At 34.7% G+C, this 1410-nt stretch carries 2 protein-coding genes; both read left to right on the top strand.

Translation table 11 applies throughout. The features are described 5' to 3' along the window. Window positions 1-147: 147 nt before the first annotated feature. Window positions 148-744 carry a TetR/AcrR family transcriptional regulator gene (locus tag E1171_RS01385; protein ID WP_155203339.1) on the top strand — a complete coding sequence of 199 codons (597 nt, stop codon included), beginning with the start codon at window positions 148-150 and terminating at the stop codon, window positions 742-744. 45 nt (window positions 745-789) lie between these two features. Next, a partial coding sequence (locus E1171_RS01380) for an alpha/beta hydrolase (RefSeq protein WP_155203338.1) occupies window positions 790-1410 on the top strand: 621 nt, incomplete at its 3' end.

Below are 1410 nucleotides of genomic sequence, written 5' to 3'. Positions count from 1 at the left end.
AAAAAAGGGATTAACCAGAACTAGCAGAGACCTAGTGAATATCAGGAAAACTCTATTTTTAATAAGCCCAGGAATTATGCAGAAAAAAGGAATAAAAAAATATACTGATTGGTATATTTTTACTATGTTTGTAAAAAACTAATTGAAATGCCCTCAAAATCAGCGTATACAAAAAAATATATTTTGGAAAAAGTGGCCCCAGTTTTTAATCAAAAGGGCTATGTGGGGACAAGTATGGCTGATATTACTCAAGTAACCGGTTTAACCAAAGGGGCGGTGTATGGCAATTTTGAAAATAAGGAAGAGCTGGCTTTAGAAGCATTTAATCACAATGCCCGAATTTTGTTCGGAGACATAGGCAAAAAAATGCAACAGCATACTTCTCCTATAGCCCAATTAAAGGCCTTAACAGAATTCTACAGGAATTATTCGGATTATTCCACTGTCTTGGGAGGTTGCCCAATTCTAAATATCGCTGTGGATTCAAAACACCAGAACTCCATACTGACGCAGCGGGTGAAACAAATTATTCTCAAATTAAAAAAATCTATAGAAACAATAATTGAGAAAGGTATAGACTGCCATGAAATAAAAGAAAACATTGACCCGGAAAAATACGCCGGAAGGATATTTGCCTGGATAGAAGGAGCTGCTTTTATGACCTCCACCATGAATGACAGTACTTACTTATCCGATATGATGGATCATGTAGATAAGATGATTGAATTAGAACTAAAAAAATAATTTTTTTTACTCAAAAATATACCAATTGGTATAAAACAAAAAATCATGAAATTATACCTATTCTTATTGAGAAGTTATTACACAATACTTTCCATACTTTGGCCATCTCTTGCAGCAAAAAGAGCCTTCTTTTTATTTCAAAAACCACAAAAGAAGGCTTTTAGAAAAAATGAATTAGGGTTTTATCAAAAAGCCAAACATTTTAAAGTTTCTTTCCACCTAGAGGATATTGATTGTTATGAATTAGGAAATTCAGAAGGGGAACTAGTCTTTCTTGTTCATGGCTGGGAATCTAATGCCGGAAGTTTATCGGCCATTGGATTTGATTTGGTAAAAGAAGGTTATAGAGTGATAGCCCTAAACTTACCGGGACATGGATACTCCAAACTAAAACACACCAACCTCATTATTTGCAAAGAAGCCCTACTGAAAGTCATTAATGAAATTTCTCCAAAGGATCCCTTTTCGGTGGTCGCCCATTCCTTTGGTTCAGCTGTTTCCACATTTGCCCTGTCAGAAAGTAATTATAAAATCCGCAATCTGATTTTATTGACAACTCCAAACCAGATCGAACGAATTTTCCTGGAATTTAAAAACATTATTCACCTTGGAGATTCAGCATACCAGAAATTGTTGGATAAAGTTCACCATGTTTTAGGTTATTCT

Origin of the sequence: Xanthovirga aplysinae, assembly GCF_009711365.1 — a bacterium.
Taxonomy (GTDB): Bacteria; Bacteroidota; Bacteroidia; order Cytophagales; family Cyclobacteriaceae; genus Xanthovirga; species Xanthovirga aplysinae.
Note: the sequence above shows the minus strand (reverse complement) of the source record. Positions and strands in the feature narration are given on the sequence as shown.

Excerpts from the sequence above, each read along its gene's own strand:
- E1171_RS01385 (WP_155203339.1), top strand. The coding sequence starts at position 148 with ATGCCCTCAAAATCAGCGTATACAAAAAAATATATTTTGGAAAAAGTG.